This is a genomic window from Eikenella corrodens (genome assembly GCF_003990355.1).
In the GTDB taxonomy this organism is placed as follows: Bacteria; Pseudomonadota; Gammaproteobacteria; order Burkholderiales; family Neisseriaceae; genus Eikenella; species Eikenella corrodens_B.
This window is the reverse complement of sequence record NZ_CP034670.1, coordinates 1,512,250-1,527,637: the sequence shown is the minus strand read 5'-3', so window position 1 is coordinate 1,527,637 and position 15,388 is coordinate 1,512,250. Positions and strand designations below refer to the sequence as shown.

Here is a 15,388-nt window from a genome sequence, read left to right as displayed (position 1 = left end):
CGGCCTGCTCAAAGTTTTTATTACTTTTGTCTGGGTTTCAACTTTTCGTTGAAGCAGAGGCGTTGGCTTTGTAGAAACGCTGTTTCACTCGTTTCAGGTAGCCTTTGGATGGTGGGTAAGGCTACCTGAAAAGCTCAGCTGCACCGAAGTTAACATTGCGCAGGCCAGCTCAGCCTATGCCTGTGCTTCCTGCAAACGGGGCAGGGCGGCGGTGAGGTCGATGCCGGCCGCGGCGGCGGTTTGCACCAGTTGGCGCGGGTCTGCGCCTTGGGCGGCTTGCCCCATGGCCCACAAGAAGCTGCTGCGGGTGCCGCTGCGGCAGTAGGCGAGGGCAGGCGCGGGGTGGTTGGCCAGGTGTTTGGCAAACTGTGCGGCAGCGGCGGCATCGATTTGCGGCATCAGCATGGGCTGGTGGATAACGTGCCGGATACCGGCTTCGTCCGCCCAGTGTCGGATTTGCTCGAAGCTGGGCTGGCCGGGCTCTTCGCCGTCGGGGCGGTTGCAGATGATGGTTTGCACGCTGGCGGCTGCGGCGGCGAGGATGTCTTGGCGGCTGATTTGCGGCGAAACAAACAGGCCTGGGGCAAGGGCGGGGAAGGGGGCTTGGTTTGACATGATTTTCCTTGGTTTATGAGTGGGTGGTTTTGGCTCGGACGAGCTCGATGGATTCTTTGGCAGTGAGGTGGTCGATTTCTAGAACCATCACTTTCACATAATCAAAATGTTTGCCGATATAGGGCAGGAGGCCGTTTTGGTTGGGGGCGTATTTGTGCCCCACGGCTTCGAGCGCGGCCTGTTTTTCGGCAGGGTCGGTAACGGTGCGTACCGTGCCGAACACGATGGCGCTGCGGAAATAAGTGGTGAATTCCTGCGGCACGATGTCGTTGAGATCGACCACGCAGAAGGAAACGTGGTTGTCGCGCGCGAGCAGTTCGTGTTTGTGACCTGCGGGCGCGCCGTGCAAGATGATTTTGCCTTCGTGGTAAACGTAGCTGATCGGCACGGCGTAGGGATAGCCGTTGTCGCCGTGTAGCGCGAGCACACCGGATTTGCCGCGCTGCAAAATGGCGATGGCTTCTTCGTTGGATAGCTGCTGGTTTGCGTGTTTCATTTCTCTGAAAGACATGATTTTCTCCTCTGTTTATAGTGAATTAAATTTAAATCAGGACAAGGCGACGAGCCGCAGACAGTACAGATAGTACGGCAAGGCGAGGCAACGCTGTACTGGTTTAAATTTAATTCACTATAGTTTAGGCAGGCCGGTTTCAGGTAGCCTTTTGCCCGCAGGGGAATGATACCAAATTCCACGCTCGAATGCTGGGCTCAAACGGCATGGAGGCTACCTGAAAATAGAGCGGTGGCAGGTCGCGGCATTTGGTTTGCAGGCGGTGTGGGCGGCTATATAATGGCGGCTATTTCCCCTGTCTGCTTATCAAGGAGCCCGTCATGCATAAACCGCCATTTGCCCGCACCGTTTTGCTGGCCTTATTGTCCGTATCCGCCCTGCCTGCGCTGGCAGACAATGCCCAGCGCGTTCATCAGACCTGTTCGCGTTATTTGGACGAGCGGCCGGATTATTATGAATCCCGAAGTGCCCGCTTCAGCTTACGTGCCATGCCGCAGGCGGCGGTGAAGAGCAGTTCGGTCACCGCATATGAGGCAGCGCCTTCAGCCGCGCCCGCAGCGCAGGCAGAGGCCGCCAAAGATGCCGGAGCCGAATATGGCCCGGCCCTCGAGATGAGGAGGATGGTGAATGCGGGCGCGGTCGCTCCGTCGCGCCAAAACACCGAGCGCTACGGCCATTATGAGCCCAACCCCGTGCACGCCGTGGCCGAGCAGCCCGTTTCTACTTTCAGCATTGATGTGGACACCGGCAGCTACGCCAATATCCGCCGTTTCCTCACCCAAACCGGCCGCCTGCCGCCCGCCGATGCCGTACGCATTGAAGAAATCATCAATTATTTCGACTACGGCTATGCCAAGCCTGCCGACGGCAAACCCTTTGCCGTGGACACCGAAACCGTGGATTCCCCCTTCCGCAGCGGCGCCAAGCTGATCCGCATCGGCATTCAGGCCAAAGAAGTGAGCCAGGCCGCACTGCCGCCGGCCAATCTTGTGTTCCTGGTGGACGTGTCCGGCTCCATGTATAGCCGCGACAAACTGCCGATGGTGAAATACACCCTCTGCACCCTTGCGCACCAAACCCGCGCCCAAGACCGCATCACTCTCGTTACCTATGCCGACGGCAACAAAGTCGTGCTGCCGCCCACCCCCGGTAACCAGCGGCAGAAAATCCTCGCCGCGCTCGACAGCCTGAAGGCAGGCGGCTCCACCGCCGGCGAAAACGCCATCCAGCAGGCCTACCAGGCTGCCCAGCGCGCCTATATCCGCAATGGCATCAACCGCATCCTGCTCGCCACCGACGGCGATTTCAACGTGGGCATCACCGATTTCAACACCCTACGCAGCATGGTGGCTGAAAAACGCAAAAGCGGCATTTCGCTCACCACGCTCGGCTTCGGCAACGGCAACTACAACGAACGGCTGATGGAGCAGCTGGCCGATGCCGGCGACGGCAACTACAGCTACATCGACAGCCCCGAAGAAGCGCAGAAAGTGCTGCACCGCCAGCTCTCCTCCACGCTCGCCACCGTGGCGCAAGACGTGAAAATCCAAGTGGAATTCAACCCCTTCACCGTGAAGGAATACCGCCTGATCGGCTATGAAAACCGCATGCTTGCCCGTGAAGACTTCAACAACGACCAAGTGGATGCAGGCGACATTGGCGCCGGCCACAATGTTACCGCCCTGTATGAAATCATCCCCGCCGGGCAAACCGGCTGGCTGCCCGAAAGCCGCTACCAGGCCGCCCCCGCTGCCAACGATCATCAAGCCGACAGCGCATACGCCTTCATCAAGCTGCGCTACAAACTGCCCGGCCAAAGCAGTAGCATCCTCATCAACAGCCCCGTGCTCGCGATCAGCAAACCGCTCGCCCAAAGCAGCAACGCCACCCGCCAAGCCGTGGCTGCAGCCGCCTTCGGCGAACTCTTGCGCGGCGGCAAATACAGCGGCAACTTCGGCTGGCCGCAAACCCTCGAGCTCGCCCGCCGCGCCCAATCCCCCGACCACCACGGCCTGCGCCGCCAGTTTGTGCAGCTGATTGAAAAGGCGCAACAGCTGAGCAGCAAGCCGCAGGAGTAGGAGTAGTGGATGGTTTTCAGGTAGCCTTTGTGTCCATATGAGGCTACCTGAAAAATAAACCGCCAGCGTCAGGGGCTGCCCGCCATATTTCATTTAGTGGAGAGAACCGCTGATGGAGCAGCACATCAATTTCATCACGCTCGGCGTGGCCGATCTCGCCGCCTCGCGCCGTTTTTATCGGGACGTATTCGGTTGGCGGGAAACGGCAGACAGCAATGCGAACATCGCCTTTTTCCGCACTGGCAATGCCCTGCTGTTTGCCCTGTTCGGCAAAGATGCGTTGGTGCAAGATGCTCAAGCGACCGCGTCCGGCAGCGGGTTTCCCCGCTTCACGCTGGCGCACAATGTGGGCAGCGAAGCCGAAGTGGATGCCCTGTTCGCCGGATTTGCCGGGAAAAATGTACAGATTGTGAAAGCTCCGCAAAAAGTATTTTGGGGCGGATACAGCGGCTATCTTGCCGCCCCCGACGGCTTTTTGTGGGAAATCGCCTATAACCCGTTTTTGCGGCAACTACGCTGAAATGTATTTTCCATTTTCAGGCAGCCTCATCGCGCCACCTAAAGGCTACCTGAAAATATGCCAATCGTTTTAAGGAATCCCCATGCCCAAACTCCACGCCCTCGTCCCGCTCGCCCTCGTCCTCGCCATCCAGCCCGCCCGCGCCGAGTTCGCCCGAATCCGCGACCCTGATGCCAGCGCGAACCTGCGGAACGAGCCGCGCAACACCGCCCCCATCGCCGCCAAAATCCCCAACGGCGCATACGTTTACACCCCCGAACCCAACAGCGGCGGCTACCGCCAAAACGGCTGGCAGTTTGTGGCATACCGCCAAAACGGCAGACTGCTGGAAGGCTGGATGCACGGCAGCCGCCTGCAACCCCTGTCCCGATACGCCGCCGTCCCCGTCAAAGCCGCCGCAGACGGCTTCTCCTGCATCAGCGGCGGCAGCGGCATCCGCGTGCGGGTGGGGCGATTTGACTTCGCCCGCGAAAAACCGCACTTCAATTCCACGCAGAATGGGCGCATCACCCGCTATCGCGGCCGCGAAATCTACGGCACAGACGGCACTGTTCCGCAGACCCACTTCCGCGAAATCGCCTTTATCAGCGGCGGCAAAGCCAAGCCCGCCCCCGCCGCACAATACGCCGCCCTGTTCAACCCCTATATCGGCAGCCAGCGCGAAACCGCCGACCGCAGCCGCTGCTACCGCGCCCCCGACGGCGCATTCCTGCTCGCCTCCGCTATCAGCGACGGCGCGGCATACACAGAAGTGCTGTTCGTATTCAGACAAGGCAGCCTGCACAGCGTGGCGGCGTATGTGCATCCCGAGGTGTAGGCCGCCGCAATGTGTATCAACACACGTTACGGCAACACCATGATTTGCCTGTCGCCGCCAGCCGCCGGGCAAGACCGGGCGCAGGCATCAAGCGCGAAGGCTACCTGAAAGGCCAGTGTGTGAACCACCCCATTTCTAGCTACCTGAAACCAACAACAGCCAACCTTTCAGGCAGCCTCTTCCATCCAAGCACAAGGAAACCCAAATGACCATCGCCCCATCCATCTTCAAAGCCTACGATATCCGAGGTATCGTCGGCCAAACCCTCACCGAAGAGGCTGCCGAGCAAATCGGCCGCGCCATCGCCACGCGTGCCGCCCGGCAAGGCCTGCGGCAGATTGCCGTGGGGCGCGACGGACGGCTCAGCGGCCCGGCATTGCAGGCGGCGCTGATGCGCGGGCTCACCGCAGGCGGGCTGGAGGTGGCCGATGTGGGCATGGTGGCCACGCCCATGCTGTATTTCGCTGCCGTGCAGCATTGCTCCGGCAGCGGCGTGATGATTACCGGCAGCCACAACCCGCCCGATTACAACGGCTTCAAAATGATGCTCGGCGGCAATACCCTGGCCGGGGACAGCATCCAAGAGTTGCGCGGTATCATCGAAGCGCAGGATTTTGTTTCAGGTAGCCCGCAGGGCAGCGTGCGCGGTTTGGATGTGGCAGACGAATATGTTCAACACATCGCCGGCCATATCCGCCTGAAACGGCCGTTGAAAATCGCCGTCGATGCCGGCAACGGCGTGGCCGGGGCATTTGCCGGGCGGCTGTATCGTGCGCTGGGTTGCGAAGTGGAAGAGCTGTTTTGCGAAGTGGACGGCCATTTCCCCAACCACCATCCCGACCCCGCCAAGCCTGCTAATTTGCAAGACCTTATCCGTGCCGTGCAGGCCGGTGTGGCCGAAGTTGGCCTTGCTTTCGACGGCGACGGCGACCGCCTCGGCGTGGTTACCCGCAGCGGCAGCATCATCTATCCCGACCGCCAGCTGATGCTGTTTGCGCAAGATGTGCTCGGGCGCAACCCCGGCGCGAAAGTGATTTACGACGTGAAATCCACCCGCCTGCTGGCACCATGGATTAAGCGGCATGGCGGCGAACCGGTGATGAGCAAAACCGGCCACAGCTTTATCAAAGCCGCCATCAGGCGGCACGGCGCGCTTTTGGCGGGCGAAATGAGCGGGCACGTGTTTTTCAAAGAGCGCTGGTTCGGCTTCGATGACGGCCTCTACGCCGGCGCGCGCCTGCTGGAAATCCTTTCAGGTAGCCCCAACCCCAGCGCCGTGCTGGAAGCCTTGCCGGAGGGCGTGTCCACCCCCGAATTGAATATCGCCCTGCCCGAAGGCGCCGACGGCCACGCGCTGATTGCCGATTTGGCTCAGGCCGCCCGGTTTGACGGCCTGCAAGAGCTGATTACCATCGACGGCCTGCGCGCCGAATTCGCCGACGGCTTCGGCCTGCTGCGCGCTTCCAATACCACGCCGGTGCTGGTGTTGCGCTTCGAGGGCGACAACCCGGCCGCGCTGGCGCGGATTCAGGCGCAGTTCAAAACCCTGGTGGAACAACACGGCGGCTTGCAGTGGCCGTTGTGAAACCGAGCCGGATAGAGCAAACCGCACCGTGGCAATACGGTGCGGTTTGCTTTTCAGGTAGCCTGATTGCTTTAGGAAAAGGTTGGCCAGGGTTTTCTGTATTCAATACTGGATTGTGCCGTTTGCGGTTTGCTGCACGGTGCTGCTGCCCGGGCTGTCGAACACGGGCTCGGGGCTGCCTGCTTTTTCATAGGCGGCGCGTGCCATCGCGGGAACGGCCAGGGTTTGTTCGTTTTGCTGCAGCGATATTTCCACCACGCGGTAGCCGCTGCCGCCCATGCTGCGGCTGAGGGTGTCGGCGCGTTTGCGGAAGTTTTGCAGGGCTTCGATGGCGAGGCTTTCTTCAATTTGGCGGCGGCTTTCCGGCTTGAGCGAGAAGCCGATATCGTTGATGGTGGCTTCGCCGCTGCTTTCGGCAATCAGCTTGCCGATGGCTTGGAAATCGCTGCCGGAAACGCGCAAGACGGCAATATCTTCCCAAGGGCGTGCGCCGTTGCGGTAGCTTTGGTAGGCATGGCGGCTTTCCAGCTCCACTTCTGCGCCGGAGAGGCGGCGGGCGCGGCTTTGCAGGATGTTTAAGCGGCGCGTTGTTTCGGCGGCGGCCTGGGCGGGATTGGCGTGGGTGGTGGAAACTTTCAGGCGCACGGTCATCCAGTTGTTGGGCACGGTGCGGCTGGCGGTTTCGCTGAATTTGAGCAGGTTGTAGTTGAGCGGCTCGGCGAGTGCAGGGGCAAGGCTGAGGCCGGCCAGCAGGGCTGGCAGCAGGAGGGCGGTTTTTTTCATCAGCGTTTTCCTGTGGATTGGGATAGGGTGATTATAGGGAACAGCGATGCCGAAGGCTACCTGAAAACACTTCGGGTTTGCCTGCGCTAAGGTTTTCAGGTAGCCTTGCGCGCCATCTGATCGTGAAAAGGAAATGCCGTGATTACTGTGAACACTTTGCGCAAAATGAAGCGCGAGGGCGAGAAAATCGCCATGCTCACCTGCTACGAAGCCAGCTTTGCCGCGCTGATGGATGCGGCGGGGGTGGATATGCTGCTGGTGGGCGATTCGCTGGGTATGACGGTACAGGGGCAGAAGTCCACCCTGCCGGTGAGCCTGGCCGATATGTGCTACCACACGGCGGCGGTGGAGCGCGGCAGCAGCAATGCGCTGGTCGTGAGCGATTTGCCGTTTGGTGCCTACCAGCAGAGCAAGGAGCAGGCTTTTGCCGCTGCGGCCGAACTGATGGCGGCAGGGGCGCATATGGTGAAGTTGGAAGGTGGCGCCTGGATGGCGGAAACCACTGAGTTTCTACAGCTGCGCGGCATTCCGGTGTGCGCGCACATCGGGCTCACGCCGCAGTCGGTGCATGTGTTCGGCGGCTATAAGGCGCAGGGCAAGGGCGATGTGGCGGCGCAGGCGCTGCTGAATGATGCGCTGGCGCACGAAAAAGCCGGTGCGGCAGTGGTGCTGATGGAATGCGTGCCTGCCGCTCTGGGCAAACAGATTACCGAAACGCTGGCCTGCCCCACCATCGGCATCGGCGCGGGCGTGGACTGCGACGGGCAAGTGCTGGTGATGCACGATATGCTCGGCGTGTTCCCCGGCCAAACGGCGAAGTTTGTGAAAAACTTCATGCAGGGGCAGGATAGCATTCAGGCGGCGGTGGCGGCTTATGTGCGCGAAGTGAAGGAGAAAACCTATCCCGCGCCGGAGCATACCTTTGCGGCTTGAATCAGGCTGATCAATGAGGCTGCCTGAAAGCGTAGCGCCGATTTTGCCAAGCTGAATTCAGATTGCTTTGCGCTTGTTTTCAGGTAGCCTCGCTATTGAGCCAAAAGGCTACCTGAAAATCTCGGCCAAACCGTTCCCACTACCAATTAACAAAGAAAATAGAGCAACCATGCCGCACCGCACCCCCCGCCGGCAGAAAATCGCCCGGCTTGTGCACGACCACGGCTTTATGTCGGTGGAAGAGCTGGCGCGCAGCCTAAACGTGACCCCGCAAACCATCCGCCGCGACATCAACGTTTTGTGCGAGCACAACATCCTGCGCCGCTACCACGGCGGCGCTGCGCCCGGCAGCAGCGTGCAAAACGAAGACTACGACACGCGCAAAAACAAGCTGCAAAGCGAAAAAGCCCACATTGCCGACCTGATTGCCGAGCACATCCCAGACAACGTTTCCCTGTTTATGAGCATCGGCACCACCATCGAAGCCGTGGCGCTGGCGCTGGTGAAAAACCATAAAAACCTCTGCATCATCACCTCAGGCGTGGTGCGGCCGGTGGACGGCGGCATCACCGGCGTGGCCACCATCGATTTCATCAACCAATTCAAAGTGGATTACGCCATCCTCGGCGCTTCCGGCATCGAAGCCGACGGCTCGCTGCTTGATTTCGACTACAAAGAAGTGAGCGTGATGCAGGCCATGATGGCCAATGCCCGCCACTGTTATCTGGCCGTAGACCACAGCAAATTCGGCCGCAACGCCCTGGTGCGCATAGGTGATGTCACCGAATTTCATGCCCTGTTTACCGACGAGCCGCCCGGCGCAGGCCTGTGCAAAAAACTGGACGACGCGGGCGTGCGCTGGCATTTGGCGGCCAAAGAAGGGGAAGAATAGGGCGGCAGGCTACCTGAAAGAAATTCGGCAGAAATTTTCAGGTAGCCTTTGGTTAAGCCGATGCGGCTACCTGAAAGCCAAGCTTCAATAAAGCGAAAATGCCGTGCGATGATTGAAAAAGCGGTATTCATGCCGCAATAAACTGGCGGCTGCACCCGCTTTGCAGTATATTTTGCCTAAATTGATTTTGTTACGGAGAACACACCATGTCGATATTGAAAAGGCCGGAAGAAGTGATTATGGCGGTGCTGGGTGCGCTGTTTGTGGTGCTGACTTATACGGCGGCATCCTATTTCGGCGCGCAGGGGCAGACCGCGCTGCTGGTGGCGGCGCTCACGCTGATTGTGCTGCTGCCGGCGTTTTTGCTGTGGCAACGCAACCGCGCGGCCTGGCTGTGGCCCTGCCTGCTCGGCCTGCTGGCCGCTTGCTGGTGGCCGTATTTTGATGCCCGCGGCGAGCAATCGCTGCCGGTGGGCTTGTTGCAGCAGGATGCCGCTGCAGCAGTCTCAGCCTTGCCTTGGTATGCGGGCTGGACGTTTAAGCTGATCTTCGCCGCACTGCCGGTGTTGGCGGGGTATGGCTGGGTGGTGTATCGGCGCTATTATCGGAAGAAAACACCGGTGTAAACATAGCCGGATTGGAATAGGGAAAAGGCTACCTGAAGTTTTCAGGTAGCCTTTTATAGCAGGGTAAGCAAAACCGATATTGCTTTAGACTCGCTTTCCCGAAGGTTGTGGCGCAAGTTGATTGGGGTTCGATATGCTGGGAATGTGTTGATCCGGCATTGCCTGTTTATCGGTCGGCAAGCCATGAACAGCAATAATTATCATGCACAAGCCAATGTTTTCGCTGAAATTCTAAAAAAATACATATTCAATGCAAAGAAAAGTAAATATTTTGCCCAGTGATAATCATTGGCAGGCTCATTTGGATAGGTTGTTTTATATAACCATTTAATCTATATGATTTTTTATTTGATAGGTTAAGGCAAAATAGCTTACTTTTCAGGATAATTGTTCGCATTAATATGCCCGATATGAGAATTTTCTCAATAATCTGAGTATAATTCGCCCCCATCGAAACAGCGGCACGGTTGCTGCCGTGATGACACATCATCAAAACCCTTTCACAAATTAGGAGCGAAACAATGCAAGGCAATAAAGAAGTTATCGACTACATGAACCAACTCTTGGCTGGCGAACTCGCCGCCCGAGACCAATATTTCATCCATTCCCGCATGTACGACGAATGGGGCTACACCAAGCTTTTCGAACGCATCGACCACGAAATGGAAGACGAAACCGGCCACGCCGCCGATTTCATCCGCCGCATCCTGATGCTCGGCGGCACACCGCAGATGGTGCCCGCTTCCGTGCGCATCGGCCGCAACGTGCGCGAAATGCTGCAATTCGATTTGGATACCGAATACGAAGTGCGCGAAAACCTCAAACGCGGCATCAAACTGTGCGAAGAGAAGCAAGACTATGTAACCCGCGATTTGATGGTAAACCAGCTCAAAGACACCGAGGAAGACCACGCACACTGGCTCGAACAGCAGCTGCGCCTCATCGACCTCGTTGGCGAGCAGAACTACCTGCAAAGCCAGATGTAATACGGAAAGGATAAAGCATGAAAGGCGATCGTGAAGTTATCCGCCAGCTCAATAAGAATTTGGGCATCCTGCTCATCACCATCAACCAGTATTTCCTGCATGCCCGCATCCTGAAAAACTGGGGCTTGGAAGAGCTGGGCGGTTATTTCTACAAACAATCCATCACCGAGATGAAAGCGGCCGATGCCCTGATTGAGCGCATCCTCCTGCTGGAAGGCCTGCCCAACCTGCAAGAGCTCGGCAAACTGCTGATCGGCGAAAACACCGAAGAAATCATCCGCTGCGACCTGCAAAAAGAGCAAGACAAACATCAAGCACTGGTGGAAGCCATTGCCGTGTGCGAAGAAAAGCAGGACTACGTTTCCCGCCAGCTGTTGGAAAAACAGAAAGACGAAAACGAAGAACGCACCGATTGGTTGGAAACCCAGCTCGAGCTGGTGGAAAGCATGGGCTTGCAGAACTACCTGCAACACGGGGCGCAAGAGGACTAAAAACACCAAACCACCGCCAAACCCGGCAAAGCCCATTCCAACTAGCAACAGCCTGTACACTTCAGCGGCAGGCTGTTTTTGTCTGATCAATTTGCTTCGAGTAGTAGGTTACCTGAAAAATCATTATTGCGAGATATACAGATAGCACGGAGTGGGGATAGCGGGGAAACTCTTATTCTCGGTGTGAATGCCTTGTGCCAGACGAGGGCGGAGACATACTTGGATGTCTTCTGGTATTTACCTGCGGGTGCAATATAGTGGATTAAATTTAAATCAGGACAAGGCGGCGAGCCGCAGACAGTACACACGTTACGGCAAGGCGAGCCAACGCTGTACTGGTTTAAATTTAATTCACTATACCTGCGCGGAAGATAGGTGGAAGTATCAGATAGCAGCAATACCCCTTTTACAATCAAGGCAGGCTCCAATTGGTAAACAATGTTTTTCAGGTAGCCTCAACACACTAAAAGGCTACCTGAAAAAACCGCCCCGGTAAAAAGGGGCGGTTGTCGGCGCATCGGGCCATTAGGCGGCGGGCGGCGCCAGCATAAGCATCGGATTGGAAACGGTGGCAACCGGCGTGCCGGAGGCAGTGCCTTCAGTGTGTCCGAACGCAGCCATGGCATGGATCAGGCTCAGGCTCTGGCGTGCGCCCTCACCAGGGTTTACGACCAGGGGTTTGCTACGGCGGCTGCCGTGGCTGGCGCCCGTAGCAGCACGTCGGTCGGGATGCTGTGGCAGTGCTTCCGGTATGCCTGCATCGGCGGCAGCCAGCGGTCGGGTGCGGCGGCTGCCATAACGCGCTCCGGTGGCGGCACGGCGATTAGCCGGAGGTTTGGGCAATACCGGGGTTTCAGGCAGCCCGGGGTTATCCGGATTGGTCGGGGTTTCGGGTTGTTGGGCAGGAAGGTTCAATCCGAGCGTGCCATTGGCAAAATTGCGCACGGTAATGCCGTTTTGCCAGCCGTCTACGGCAACATGCAGTTCGCTGCCGGTTTGGCTCAGGCTGAAACGGCCGCTGCGCCAGCCGCCATCCTGCCGCTGCCAAGTTAGGCCGTCCAATGCCGTGCCGTCAATCACAATGCGGCCTTGGCCGTCCGCATCGTCAATCGTATCGAGATCGCCGCCATATTTCAGGTCGGCTTCATTGAAAAGGTAAGTGTCGAAGCCGGTGCCGCCATACAGCGTATCGCTGCCCCGGCCGCCGATCAGCGTGTCTGCTCCGCCGCCGCCATACAGGGTATCGTTATCGTCGCCGCCGTCCAGGTAATCGTCTCCGGCAACAGACAGATCCCGGTTGTCGTCTCCCCACAAGATATCGTTACCGGATTCACCGTAAAGGAAATCGTTGCCGTCTTGGCCGATAATCAGGTCGTTACCGTATCCGCCGTATAAATAGTCGGCACCGCCGCCTGCAGCCAGCCGGTGGTCTTCATTGATGGCAGGGATGGGCGAAGAGAAGGCATAGTCGCCCTTTTCGTGGTCGATGGAAACCGTCCATTTGTCCATATCCGGATGAGAGCGGGAGGCGGCATTGGACACCCGGTGTTCCCATTTGCCATTCGAATAATTATGTTCCATGCCCACCCGGGGGTATGGTAAGAAGGCGGGGCAACATGACCGATACCGCCGATGCCGGAGCCCGGGCCGTATTCGGGGCCGGTGATCGTGCCTTCCTGGTAAACAGTCAGGCTGCGGCTGGCAAGGCGGTAGAGCGCATCGCCGAGGATAACGTCATCGCCCGCACCGCCGTAAACGGTATCGCCGCCCTCGCTGCCGGCCAAAAGATCATTGGCTATGCTGCCGTAGATTTTATCGTCGCCCAAACCGCCGCTGGCCAAATCGCCCGCTTCGCCGCTGCCGGCAGTGAGCAGGTGCTCGCCCACCTCGCCGGTGTGGATGATGTCGTCGCCGGCCATACCCACCACCACGTCGCGGCCTGCGCCGCCCACCAGGAAATCGCGGTCTTCCGCCTGCTGTTCGGCGGTGCGGCCGGTGCCGGCGATTACGCCCGGGCTGCCGTTGATGTAGTCGGAGCCTGAGCCGCCGTAGATGGTGTCCGCGCCATAGCTGCCGTAGATGCGGTCGTTACCCGCACCGGCATCAATGCGGGCGGCTTGGGCGCCGTTAGCAAACACCAAATCGTCCCTACTGCCGCCGATGATGCTGAAGCGCTGTTGCCCGGAGAGGTTGAAGGTGTTGTAGAGATTGGCTTCGCCGGCATAGGCAACGGTATCGAGGAAAGGCCGCTCTTCGGTGGGGACGGCATCGGCCAGGGTGATGCCTAGAAGGGAGAGGCTGCCGTTATTGGCAGCACTTGCCTGGCGGAAGAAATTCTTAATTAAAACCTTGTCGTTAATGCTGTTGCTACGCCAAATCTCAAGGTCATTTCCGATTTTGCGGGCAGTAAGCCGGTTGTCGGTCTTCCCATTTTCATCGGCGCTGTTCCATATTTCGGTTTCGCCTTCCGAGCGAACGAAATGTTCGGCTTGAACAGTAGGCAGAATAGCAGAGGCCAAACCGCTTTCACGGAAGATAATTTTGCCTTTGCCGTCGCTATCGACTACGGTATCACTGTCTTCGATATAGTAGGTATCATTGCCGATGCCGCCTTCCATGTAGTCGTTGCCTTGGTTACCGGCCAAAGTATTGTCGCGGTTATCACCAAACAAGCGGTCTTCCAAATCGCCGCCGCTCAGGTTGCCTTCGGCATTGCCGCCGAAGCGGATGTAATGCCTGCTCAAATCCGTCGAGTTTCTGCCGTCGATGTCTAATTTCAGGCCGAGAGCCGTGTCTTCGTATACCCAGTCGCCTTTTGAATTAGCTGGGAGCATATTTAGGGAATCATATGAAGGCAGCTTTTCCTTTATTTGGTTGACTATTTCAAGATGGTAGCTGCTTCTTAAGCCCTCCGTTATTGTATTATCATTCAACCTTTTATCGTATTTAACATTGAAGAGGCCATATATATTCTGCCAATTCAACATTTCCTTTCTGCTGTTCAGATAGGCTTCTGTCATTCCGCCTAGATTAGCTGAACTATGTAGCCCCAAGTTGCCATGTTGGCTGTAATCTGCACCAATCACTGCAAAAGGATTCAACTCGCGCAAAGCATAACGATAAGCTTTTCCCTCTTCGTTATCCTGCGTCGCCTTTTGCAATAAATCTTGATGATCCGTCAACAATTCAATGCGGAAATTACCATTTTTCTGACGCAGTTTGGTAATAGTATTTTTTAATGCTGTAACTCGTTCATACAACCCATTTCGATTATCTGGATCTGAGATATTTACTGCATTATTTCCATGCAGTAACTTATCTAACATATAAACTAGCCGCTCCAGTGACAGGTTTTCCTGTCCAGCTGCAGCCTTAAACAATGGCATCAACTTTTCAAAAATTGTTTGTACTGAATTATCTAGTCTGCTATCCAAAGCAGCGAACAATGATGCCACCACCATTGCATCACTCATTTGACCTGATGCATGACCAAAGGTTTCGTAAAGAGATGCTTTCTCTATAAAAGTTTCAATCGTCTGGCCAGGCTGCTTTAGTCCGACAAACCAATTATTTGCTACAAAATCGATATTCTTATCACCGATTAGATTGGTGATTTTGTTTTTATCAAAATGATCTGTGCCGCCCAATGAAGCAAAGACCGAAGCAATATTCCATTGCGCACTAGACTCAATATAACCGACTGGGTTCAGTTTTGCCCCAAATCCTGCACCGTTGATCATATTAAGAGTGTTCGGTCTCATTTGGGAATAGTCTTGAAAATGCTGCAGAAAGATGGCCGCCTAAGCTGTGCCCAGTAGTGACCACTTTGCCAACATTGATACCCAAACCAAACCTACGCTCATCTCCTTCCTTATAAAGTTTATCTGATCGACTGGCTACGATACGCTTGATACTCCCGCTATCGATAAAAAATCCCTGATCTGCCGATTTGTTCTGAAGCAAGGCCTGCAAGGGGGCAAGAATCCCTATAGAATCGGGATCATCCACAATTTGCATCACATCATACGGCTCTCCCTTTTTAGCCTTGATTTGTTGCCAGAAGTTATACATATCCACAATTTGGTGGTGTGCCAAACCGTCATTCACAATATCGCCACCGTCGGTAGTCAAAAGATCTTTTCCGCCAGCCGTACCGCGCATGGCCAATACATATCTGTCGGTTGGTTTTTTATTATCTCCATTTTCATCCTTTTCCACCTCCCGGAACAGGGTGGCGGAAAAACCGCTGGATTGGTTACGCTTTGCGGGAATTGCAAGCTTGCCACGATCCTTCCAATGGGCAACCACATCGTAGCGGGAGGTAACGTATTGGGCAAATGCCTGCGGCCTGTCTGACAATTTCTTCTTGGTTTCCGGATCTTCGTACATGATGGCATTATGCTCTGTACGCTCAAAAACTGGTCGATTAGTTTCTGTCTGTGAATAATTTAACCATGAGAAATCTGAATAGGCTGCCTCCGCCAATACGGTATAGTCAGCAATTAATTGGTTGCTATTAGAATTCATAACTCACTCCTTGGTTTAGATTTA

The 15,388-nt window shown here is 56.4% G+C and carries 15 protein-coding genes and 1 pseudogene; 10 read left to right on the top strand and 6 right to left on the bottom strand.

Features of this window, described 5'->3' with window-relative positions:
• Window positions 1–174: 174 nt before the first annotated feature.
• Together ELB75_RS07710 and ELB75_RS07705 are read right to left on the bottom strand one after the other, a co-directional pair.
• Window positions 175–615, bottom strand: coding sequence for a protein tyrosine phosphatase family protein (locus ELB75_RS07710; RefSeq protein ID WP_126983430.1), 441 nt, complete (start codon window positions 613–615; stop codon window positions 175–177).
• A gap of 13 nt (window positions 616–628) precedes the next feature.
• Window positions 629–1,126 (bottom strand): pyridoxamine 5'-phosphate oxidase family protein, encoded by a 498-nt coding sequence (locus ELB75_RS07705; RefSeq protein WP_126983429.1) that lies wholly within the window; start codon window positions 1,124–1,126, stop codon window positions 629–631.
• A gap of 320 nt (window positions 1,127–1,446) precedes the next feature.
• Here ELB75_RS07705 and ELB75_RS07695 point away from each other — a divergent pair, with 320 nt between their 5' ends.
• From ELB75_RS07695 to ELB75_RS07680, 4 genes are all read left to right on the top strand, one after another.
• Window positions 1,447–3,204, top strand: coding sequence for a vWA domain-containing protein (locus ELB75_RS07695; protein WP_241236052.1), 1,758 nt, complete (start codon window positions 1,447–1,449; stop codon window positions 3,202–3,204).
• A gap of 112 nt (window positions 3,205–3,316) precedes the next feature.
• Window positions 3,317–3,724, top strand: a complete 408-nt coding sequence (locus ELB75_RS07690) for a VOC family protein (RefSeq protein WP_126983428.1) — start codon at window positions 3,317–3,319, stop codon at window positions 3,722–3,724.
• A gap of 82 nt (window positions 3,725–3,806) precedes the next feature.
• Window positions 3,807–4,541 carry an SH3 domain-containing protein gene (locus ELB75_RS07685; protein ID WP_126983427.1) on the top strand — a complete coding sequence of 245 codons (735 nt, stop codon included), beginning with the start codon at window positions 3,807–3,809 and terminating at the stop codon, window positions 4,539–4,541.
• Window positions 4,542–4,746: 205 nt separating this feature from the next.
• A complete protein-coding gene (locus ELB75_RS07680; RefSeq protein ID WP_126983426.1) occupies window positions 4,747–6,126 on the top strand; it encodes a phosphomannomutase/phosphoglucomutase in 1,380 nt (459 codons plus the stop codon).
• A gap of 102 nt (window positions 6,127–6,228) precedes the next feature.
• On the opposite strand, the gene ELB75_RS07675 is transcribed toward ELB75_RS07680, so the two are convergent.
• Complete coding sequence (locus tag ELB75_RS07675) at window positions 6,229–6,909, bottom strand: SIMPL domain-containing protein (protein WP_126983425.1); 681 nt, start codon at window positions 6,907–6,909, stop codon at window positions 6,229–6,231.
• 138 nt (window positions 6,910–7,047) lie between these two features.
• On the opposite strand from ELB75_RS07675, the gene panB reads away from it, so the two are divergent.
• From panB to ELB75_RS13260, 6 genes and pseudogenes are all read left to right on the top strand, one after another.
• Window positions 7,048–7,842 (top strand): 3-methyl-2-oxobutanoate hydroxymethyltransferase, encoded by a 795-nt coding sequence (gene panB / locus ELB75_RS07670; protein WP_126983424.1) that lies wholly within the window; start codon window positions 7,048–7,050, stop codon window positions 7,840–7,842.
• 169 nt (window positions 7,843–8,011) lie between these two features.
• Window positions 8,012–8,734, top strand: coding sequence for a DeoR/GlpR family DNA-binding transcription regulator (locus tag ELB75_RS07665; protein ID WP_126983423.1), 723 nt, complete (start codon window positions 8,012–8,014; stop codon window positions 8,732–8,734).
• 206 nt (window positions 8,735–8,940) lie between these two features.
• A complete protein-coding gene (locus tag ELB75_RS07660) occupies window positions 8,941–9,360 on the top strand; it encodes a hypothetical protein (protein ID WP_126983422.1) in 420 nt (139 codons plus the stop codon).
• A 521-nt stretch (window positions 9,361–9,881) separates the two neighbouring features.
• Window positions 9,882–10,346, top strand: coding sequence for a bacterioferritin (bfr, locus tag ELB75_RS07655; RefSeq protein ID WP_126983421.1), 465 nt, complete (start codon window positions 9,882–9,884; stop codon window positions 10,344–10,346).
• Between the two features lie 17 nt (window positions 10,347–10,363).
• On the top strand, window positions 10,364–10,837 hold the full coding sequence (bfr, locus tag ELB75_RS07650; protein ID WP_126983420.1) for a bacterioferritin: 474 nt from the start codon (window positions 10,364–10,366) through the stop codon (window positions 10,835–10,837).
• Between the two features lie 244 nt (window positions 10,838–11,081).
• A pseudogene (locus ELB75_RS13260) lies at window positions 11,082–11,200 on the top strand (IS5/IS1182 family transposase); the annotation flags it as partial.
• 162 nt (window positions 11,201–11,362) lie between these two features.
• Here ELB75_RS13260 and ELB75_RS07640 read toward each other — a convergent pair.
• The 3 genes from ELB75_RS07640 to ELB75_RS07630 are packed head-to-tail and all read right to left on the bottom strand — an operon-like array spanning window position 11,363 to window position 15,364.
• Window positions 11,363–12,259, bottom strand: a complete 897-nt coding sequence (locus ELB75_RS07640; protein ID WP_431306059.1) for a calcium-binding protein — start codon at window positions 12,257–12,259, stop codon at window positions 11,363–11,365.
• Window positions 12,205–14,598 carry a calcium-binding protein gene (locus tag ELB75_RS12880; RefSeq protein WP_126983417.1) on the bottom strand — a complete coding sequence of 798 codons (2,394 nt, stop codon included), beginning with the start codon at window positions 14,596–14,598 and terminating at the stop codon, window positions 12,205–12,207. Before ELB75_RS12880 ends, ELB75_RS07640 begins: the two co-directional genes overlap by 55 nt.
• The gene (locus ELB75_RS07630; protein ID WP_126983416.1) at window positions 14,579–15,364 is read right to left on the bottom strand and encodes a hypothetical protein; all 786 of its coding nucleotides are present in this window, start codon (window positions 15,362–15,364) and stop codon (window positions 14,579–14,581) included. Before ELB75_RS07630 ends, ELB75_RS12880 begins: the two co-directional genes overlap by 20 nt.
• Window positions 15,365–15,388: the final 24 nt, after the last annotated feature.